Below are 8,149 nucleotides of genomic sequence, written 5' to 3'. Positions count from 1 at the left end.
GGGAAGCGCTTCGGCGCGCGCGCTTCCGCCACGCGCATTGGCGTGTCGGCTATCGCTTTACCGATGCCCTGGGCGTCGCCGATACCGGCAAGCTCGGCACCGGCTGGTCGGTGCTGCCGGACCCGGGCGATCATTTCTATGCCGACCCGTTCCCCTTCTGGTGGCAGGGTCAGCCCTTTGTGTTCGTCGAGGACTATCCGCACGCGACCGGAAAGGCGGTCATTTCCGTTGTCCCGTTCGACGCGGATGGCGTTCCTGGCGAGCCTCGGGTCGTGCTGGAGGAGGCTCACCACCTCTCCTACCCGCAGGTATTCGAGCGCGACGGCGCGATCTGGATGCTGCCGGAGGCGAGCGCCGGCGGCAAGCTCACACTCTACCGCGCGTCGGGCTTCCCGGACAGCTGGCTTGCCGAGACCGTGCTGGTCGAAGGCGAGATTTCCGATGCCACCTTGTTCGAGCATGAAGGCATGCTCTGGCTGTTCGCCACGGATCGTGACGGCCATGGAAGCACTTCCGACACGCTGGTGATTTTCTCCGCCCCCGCGCTTGCCGGTCCGTGGCGGCCGCATCCGGCGAACCCGATCCTGATCGACCACCGCATGGCCCGCCCCGGCGGAGCCTTCGTGCGCAACCGCGACGGCCGCGTGCTTCTTCCGGTCCAGGACGGAACGCTGGGCTATGGCGGCGGGCTGGGCCTGTCGAAGCTGCTGGAGCTCAACCAGCAGACGGTGCGGCTGTCGCCGCCGCGGCCGATCGATGCGGCTGGCGACTTTCCTTATCCGAAAATCCACACACTCAATCGGGCCGGGCGCCTGGAAGTGATCGACGGGATCGCCGCCGTGCGCAAGCGGTCAGGCAAGCAGTAGCGCCTCGTAGCCCGCGCACATCCTGGCCGGCGAATACTTATCCCGCAGCCGCCGTCCCGCCTCTGAAAGCCTGGCCTTGGCTTCCGGCCGCGCAAACAGATCGCCAAGGCCCCTGGCCATGCCGGCAGCGTCGGCCTCGACGAAGAGTGCGGCGGGAGAGCCGTCCTCCGCGGTCAGCACCTCGCGCAAGACGTCGAGGTTGCTCGCCACGACCGGCAGCCCGGAAATGGCGGCTTCGACGCAGGCGAGGCCGAAGGTCTCCGTCATCGAGGCAAACGCATAGGCATCGCCGGCCGCGAGGAATTCGAAGATGCGCGCCGGCGGAACCTCGCCCACGAGATGCAGGCGGTCGGCAACGCCGCGGCTTTCGGCAAAGGCGACGAGCGCTTCGCGCTCCGGCCCCGCGCCTGCCAACGCGACATGGACGTCGGGCAGTCGATCGAGCGCGCCGACAAGCGCGATCTGGTTCTTCATCCGCGTCAGCCGGCCCGATGATACGGCCAGCCAAACGTCCTGCGGCAGGCCGAAGGCGGCGCGCGCCGCTGCCTTGTCGAATTCCTCGCCCGGCGCGGGTACGCCGTGATCGATGCGACGCATGCGCCGCCGATAGGAGCGCGGATAGCGATCGAACTGCGCTTGAGTCCAGCCGGAATTGACGACATTCGCCTGGTAAAGGCCGACCGTGCCCATCAGCTTGTCGATTTGGGAGAGCAGCCCCATGACGCCCATGCTTTGCGGGGCGCCGCTTTGGTTTGCGACGATGTGCCTGACGCCGGCCAGCCGGGCGCCGATCGTGCCGAAGATGTTGCCATAGTGTTGGTAAGTGATGACTGCGTCGGGGCGTGCCGCGCGCAGATATCGCGCCAGGCCGACGGTCGCCCGGATCTGCCCGGGCAATCCGCGCGGTCTGTCCGTCAGGACGAAATCCGCATTGGGATCGCGGTCGTAGGCTTCGGTCTTGCGGTACATGAAGACGGTGCGCACCTCGTGCCCGCGCGCCCGCAAGCCCTCGCCCACCATGTCGGAGATGCGCTGCGCCCCCGCTGCTTCCGCCTGGGTCTGCACTTGGACGATCTTCACGTGCGCCCCTTCAGGAGGGCATGAGGCACCAGCCCGATCCTGTCCAGGGACAAGCCGAGGATCGACGGGTTGATGCCGATTCTGCGCCGGGCGATCAATACCCCGAAAGCCGTCCATGCGATGACGGTTCCGGCAATGCTGAGGGCCGCTCCTATGGACCCGAGGTAGTAAGTTGCCACGGCCGTCACGCAAAGTCCGACAACGTTGACGATGACCAGCACCTTGAAGAGCGCATGCTGCAGACCCGTCAACTGCAACAGGACTTCGATCGGGCCGCAAGCGGTGCCGAACGTCGCCCCGATGCCGAAGATGACGAGCGTCGCCCTCATGGTCGGCGTCGCATAGGCCGGATTGAAGATGGACAGGATGAAGTCGCCGAATATCCAGAAGGACGCCAGCACGCACAGCGCAATGGCCGAGCCGCCAAGCGCGGCGAGGCTGGTGATGCGCTGAACGTGAGCCCTGTCGCCGCTGTAGAAGGCCGCCGATATCTGCGGCGCCAGCGCCTGGTTGATGCCGTTGAGGGCAAGGGTCACGAAGCGCGTGGTCCGGTCCGCCACGAAGATCGCGCCTGCCGCCTCTGGCCCCAGGATCATCGCCACGAGCAGGGTGCTGACCTGGCCGAGCGCGGGCGGCAGCGAGGTGACGCCCCACAGGCCAAGCGTCACCGTCTTGAATTCCTGCTTTTGCCCTTCCGTGAGACCACCGCGATCTGCCCGCGCCGTGTCGCGCAACAGCACAATTGTTTGCGGGACGACCGACAGGATGAGCAGCAGCGCCGTCAGATATGTCGCCGCGATCGCATCGATCTTCACTTGCATGAAGTGCAGCGCCGCAACGGCGGCGATTGTCGCCGCGCGCCAAATGATGTCCCGCGGCAGCAGGCCCGATATCAGCGCGTTCTTGGCCCGGAAGGCGCCCGAGGTAAACTCCGACCAGCCGAGCGAGAACGACAGCACCGCTGCCGCCACGCATAGCGGCAGCCATTCCGGCGTTCCCCTGCCGATGAAGGGCAGGAATCCCACCACGATGATGAGCAGGCTGGTACCGACGAGCCCGGCCAGCGCCACGAGAATGGCGCGCGCCATCAGCCCGTGAGCCGAGCCGAGATCGCCCAGCCCGGCATATTGAGGCCAGAATCTGAGCACGGTGCTCTGCTGGCCCACCGAAGCGAAGAAGGAAACCAGGCTCGCGCCGGCATAGGTAGCGCTGTAAAGACCGAACTCGCGTTCGTTCGTCACCATCGCCACGGCCACGAACATCAGGAAGGACAGGCCCGCGCTGGCAAGCTTGATGATGCCGGCCACGGCGCCGCTCTTGGCAAGCGCCGTGACCGACATGCGCATGTCGGTCGCCGGGCTGGCCCCTGCCCCGGGGGCGGCCTCGCGGTTCCCTTTAGTGTCCTTCAACCTCGCCTCCTGAGACGATCGGCGATGGGCTACCCGCACCTACGACGACGCTCAAAACCCGATCCTGCATAAGCAAAATGCCGCAACCGCGCCAGCGCGAACGCTTCGCATGGTTACCGGCATCGCCAGCGCCGAGCGCATCGTCACGCCGCCAAGCTTAACGGATGGCTAACGATAATCCTTAATACTGTGGAGACGAGTGAGGTCGTGAAGTCGCGGCTCTCGACGAGGAAAATCGATGAAGCCAGCCAGTATCGACGAGCGCACTCTTACGCCGTTGTTCGACATAGGTGCAGTGTGGGCCATCCTTTGGGCGCGACGCGTGATGGTGCTTGCCATCGCCGGCGCGGCAGTGCTGCTGGCGCTCTCCTATCTTGCGGTGACCAAACCAAGCTATACCGCAACGGCCTCGATACTGATCGACCCCCGCGACACGCGCGCGACCAATTTCAACAACGTGCTTCCGGGGATCGGCTCCGACAGCGCCGCTATCGCCAGCCAAGTCTTCGTCATCCAGTCGCCAGACCTGCTCGGCGCCGTCTTCAAAAGCCAGAAGCTCGACAGCGATCCGGAATTCGCCGGCGGCGGCCTTGCTTCACGTCTGTTCGGAGCCGGCGCAAGCGCGCCGCAGGACGCCGCCTTCAAGCGCTTCCAGAGCAAGGTTTCTGTCGAGCGCGAAGGGCTGACCTACGTCATCAATGTCAGCTTCACGTCGCCGTCGCCGGAAAAGGCCGCGCGCATCGCCAATGCCATCGTCGATCAGTACCGGGCAGGCCTGGTGGGAGAACGCGAGAGCGCCAACAGCGACGTGAATACGCTGCTCACGGACAGGATCTCCGGCCTGCAAAAGGACGTCAGCGACGCCGAGCGGACGGTCGAAGACTTCAAGACGAAACACAATATCGTCAATTCGACGGACGGCGGCACGCTGCAGTCGCAGCTCGATCAGCTGACGACGCAGCTGATCGCCGCCCAGGGCGACGCTGACCAGGCCAAGGACCGCTACAATCAGGCGCTGGCTGCGGGCAGTTCGCCGGCCGGGCTCGCCAAGCTTGCGGATATTCTTACCTCCACCTCGGCCATCAAATTGCGCGATGACTACAACCAGCGCGCCACCGAGCTTGCCAGCCTGCAAACGATGTACGGGCCGCGCCACCCGACCATCGGGCGGCTGCAGTCCGAGCTGGAGCGGTTGAAGCGGCTGATGTCCGCCGAGGCGGATCGCATAAGACAGCAGTTGAAGGCCAGCTATGATCTCGCTGTGCAGAATGTCGGCAAGCTGCAAGACAAGCTCGAAGCCCTGCGCCAACAGTCGACGAACTCGAACATCGCGCAGGTACAGCTGCGGCAGCTGGAATCGAAAGCCCAGGCGGCGCGCGCCGTGCTCGACGACTATCTCAAGCGGGCGCAGGAAACGTCGCAGATGCAGGGCGTGCAGACTTCCGAAGCGCGCAAGATCGGCGTGGCTTCGCCGCCTGTCCAGCCGACATGGCCGAAGCCGGTCCTGCTTCTCTTGGTGAGCGCCGTTCTGGGACTCCTCGCCGGATGCGGCCTCGCTCTGGCGCTTGGTCCGGTCTCGCAGCCGCAAGAGGACCCGCAGTCGCCGACGGCGGCCGTGCCGGAGCCGTTCGTGGACCGTAAGGACAGCGCGCCGGTCAGCCCCCGGCCATTGCCGATGCCAGCCAATTTCGGCGAGTACCGTCTGCCCGGCGTCGCCGGTGGGACCGCCTATTCAAACATCAAGGCGATCAGGAAACAGCTCTTCCAGACCGGAAACGAAACGCTGTCGCTCGCCGTCCTGAAGATCATGCGACAGATGGTCTTGCACCTGAACGACCACGGCAAACCGTTCGTCATCCTCGTGTCTTCGATCCACAGCAGTTTCGAGGCAAGGATTGCGGGCGCGATGCTGGGCATAGGCATGCAACGGGCCGATCAGAACGTGCTGATGGTGGAAATTGGCGATCGTCTGTCCAGCGCGACGACTGACGGCGCCGGATTGTTCATCGATGGCGCGACCGGTCTGCAGACGATCGTGTGCAGCTCAGTGGCGGAAAAAAGTCCTGGCGTTGCCGATCGCAACTCGTTCCGTGGCATTCTGGCCGAAGCCGGGAGCGCGTTCGATTTCGTGCTCGTGATCGCGCCCTCGCTTAATGAGAACGGCTGGAATCCGGAGCTCTTCGCCAAAGCCGATCTTGCGCTTCTGGCGCTCAGCCCCTCCGAGCAGCCTTCGGAAGCCGCCAGGCTGCTCGCGCAAAAATTCGGTGCCGGCCAGATCGGTCGCAGTGCCACCCTTGTCGTCGCGCCGGCTGACGCGCGGCCAGCCGCGGCGATCGACAGTCCGCGAGCGGCCGGCGAGCAGCGCCGCAGCGCCGCCGCCCGGGGCTAGACCGTGGAGGCGGTGCATCGATGACATCGCCGCCCAAGGTGTCGAGGCGACAGGCGCTGGCCTTTGCCGCCGGAGCCGTTGTCGCCGTCTCCCCTCCGCCGCAATCCGCTGCGCTCGCGACGGCCGGCCAAGTTCCGTCGCGCGGCTTCAACCTTCCCGGATGGCTCGACCGAAACGATGGGCTTGCTCCCGCCACGGCCACGCTTGAGAAGCTGCGGCAATCAGGCTTCGAAACGATCCGGCTGCCGGTCAACAGCGATCTCGTCTCCAGCGGCGACCCGGCAACGCTTCGCCGCATCCAGAACGGGATCAGGGATCTTGTCGGGCTCGGCTTTTCGGTCCTCCTCGACATGCATCCTTCTGGCGAGCTCGTAGCGGCTTTTCGAAACGATCCCGAGGCGGCTGCAGGAAGAGTGCTTCAGGCCTGGACGGCGTTGCGTGCCGTCGTTGCCGATCTGCCTGCGGAGTGGGTCTATCCCGAGCTGCTGAACGAGCCACCGATGGAACGGAGCGCCTGGCTGGCGCTGCGGGAACGGATCGCCGCGGCGCTGCGGGCGAAATGTCCGCGCCACACGCTGGTCTGGGGACCGGCACGGTTTCAGGGCATCTGGGAAATCGCCGACACGCCGCCGCTCGCCGACGACAACCAGATTGCCGCCGTTCACTATTACGCCCCCTTGGCCTTCACCCACCAGTGCGAGACCTGGGATGCCTCGCCGCTCGCCCGCATCGCGGACCTGCCCTTTCCCGCAAGCAAGGGAATGGCCCAGGTGAGCCGGCTTATCTCCAAACTGCGGTCGGCCGGCGACGAAGAAGCCGCCAACCTCGTTGAAGAGGAATTGTCGGCGCCTTGGACGGCCGCGCGGATCGGCTCCGATTTTGCCGATCTGGCGCGCTGGTCCACCACCAACGGCTGCCCGGTCATGCTGAACGAATTCGGTGTGCTCAACTTCTGCGTGGATGCCGAAAGCCGCGCCTCCTGGGTGCGCGCCGTGCGCAAGGCGGCTGAAGCGAACCATGTGGCATGGACCTATTGGGAGCTCGATCAGGGCTTCGGCTTCATCAGGAGCAGGCAGAGCGTCGAGGGCTTCGACGGCTCGATGATTGCCGCGCTCCTTGGAGGTTAGGCCGGAAATGGACGACAGGCGCCATCTACGCTTGCTGGGACAAGTGACGAGCGGAGCGGATCAGCGATGAGCACGACGCAGGTCTCTTCGCCCGTCAGACTGGGTTTGCCGGGCAGGGATACGCCCGAAACCTTGCTGCATGTCGGCACGGCCTTGCTTGTCGTTGCGCTCGCCGTCTCCGCATTTGCCGTGTGGACGCCGTTCGGGATTGCCGCAACATTCGTGCTGACGCTGATCGTTTCGAACGCGATGCCGGCGGGCGTTCCGGTGCTGATCATCTGCGCCTTTCTCTTTCAGAACCTCGTGGTCGCCTGGTTCACCCCCTACATTCCCGACAACGACACGTTCGACGCGCTGCGCGGCACCAACTTCATCATCCTGATGACAGCGTTCGGCATTTTCCTGGCCGCCTCATTTCAGTACCGCGTCCGCGCGCTGACCGAGTTGCGCCCGTGGCTGCTGCTGAGCATGGTCCTGTGCGGAACGATTTGTTTCTATTTCGCTCTCGGCGTCGTGCATGGCGACCCCAAGGACGCGGTCGTCTATTTCCGCAACACGATCACGCCGCTCGCCTGCTTCCACGTCGCGGTCCTCGCCGCCAGCCTTTATCCCGTCGATCTGCGCAAGAGCATGCTGTGGCTCGGCGCCGGCGCGATCGTCTATGGCTATGCGGAACTGACCTTCACCATGGATTTCCTCGGACTGTTCCACGGCGACCAATATGTCGAGCGCAGCATCTCGCGGCAGGTCGAGACCGGCGTGTGGGAAAAAGCGCTTCAGGAAACCGGTTTCGTTTACCGTGGGATCGAAGACGTGATGACCACGACCTTCTTCAACACGCCCCTGTTCAACGACATCCTGCCAAGCGTCTTCCGTATCGGCGGCCCGAACTTCCATCCGATCAGCTATGCTTACGCCTTAAGCATCATTTCGGCCTGGCTGCTCTTCAAAGGACGATGGGTGCTGCCTCTCGCGGCTCTGCCGCTGCTGCTCGTCATCGGCTCCAAGGGCGCGACCTTCATGCTTTTCGTCGCAATTGCCGTGCGGCTGATCTACAGTCCCTCCCGCGCCGGTCTGGCGCTCATGGCCGCGATGGCCCTGGCCGTGGTCTGGACGACGGCGGCGATCGGCTATGGCGCCACCCATGGCGACTATCACGTCCTCGGTCTGATTGCCGGCATGCGCGATTTCCTGGCCGATCCGCTCGGCCAGGGCTTGGGTCTCGGCGGCAACCTGTCGAGCACCAGCATCAATCTCAACTGGCAAACCGCCCAGGCC

The 8,149-nt window shown here is 64.9% G+C and carries 5 protein-coding genes and 1 pseudogene; 4 read left to right on the top strand and 2 right to left on the bottom strand.

Translation table 11 applies throughout. From position 1 onward, the window contains the following. Positions 1-866 (top strand): annotated as a pseudogene (locus EOA60_RS10725) (hypothetical protein); the annotation flags it as partial. Here EOA60_RS10725 and EOA60_RS10720 read toward each other — a convergent pair. Both EOA60_RS10720 and EOA60_RS10715 read right to left on the bottom strand, forming a co-directional pair. After that, complete coding sequence (locus EOA60_RS10720; protein WP_095823345.1) at positions 852-1,946, bottom strand: glycosyltransferase family 4 protein; 1,095 nt, start codon at positions 1,944-1,946, stop codon at positions 852-854. The pseudogene EOA60_RS10725 and the gene EOA60_RS10720 overlap by 15 nt on opposite strands. Further along, positions 1,943-3,355 carry a lipopolysaccharide biosynthesis protein gene (locus tag EOA60_RS10715; RefSeq protein WP_245322264.1) on the bottom strand — a complete coding sequence of 471 codons (1,413 nt, stop codon included), beginning with the start codon at positions 3,353-3,355 and terminating at the stop codon, positions 1,943-1,945. The genes EOA60_RS10720 and EOA60_RS10715 overlap by 4 nt, the downstream gene beginning before the upstream one ends. A 238-nt stretch (positions 3,356-3,593) precedes the next feature. Between EOA60_RS10715 and EOA60_RS10710 the strand changes: the two genes are divergently transcribed. The 3 genes from EOA60_RS10710 to EOA60_RS10700 form a co-directional block, all read left to right on the top strand. Beyond that, positions 3,594-5,744 carry a GumC family protein gene (locus EOA60_RS10710; protein WP_095823346.1) on the top strand — a complete coding sequence of 717 codons (2,151 nt, stop codon included), beginning with the start codon at positions 3,594-3,596 and terminating at the stop codon, positions 5,742-5,744. A 20-nt stretch (positions 5,745-5,764) separates the two neighbouring features. After that, positions 5,765-6,871: a cellulase family glycosylhydrolase gene (locus tag EOA60_RS10705; RefSeq protein ID WP_095823347.1), complete on the top strand. Its 1,107-nt coding sequence runs from the start codon at positions 5,765-5,767 to the stop codon at positions 6,869-6,871. A gap of 66 nt (positions 6,872-6,937) precedes the next feature. Further along, on the top strand, positions 6,938-8,149 hold a 1,212-nt coding region (locus EOA60_RS10700), incomplete at its 3' end, for a hypothetical protein (protein ID WP_128311338.1).

This window comes from Mesorhizobium sp. M1A.F.Ca.IN.020.06.1.1 (assembly GCF_004023265.1).
Classification (GTDB): domain Bacteria; phylum Pseudomonadota; class Alphaproteobacteria; order Rhizobiales; family Rhizobiaceae; genus Mesorhizobium.
This window is presented reverse-complemented; position numbering and strand designations above follow the sequence as displayed.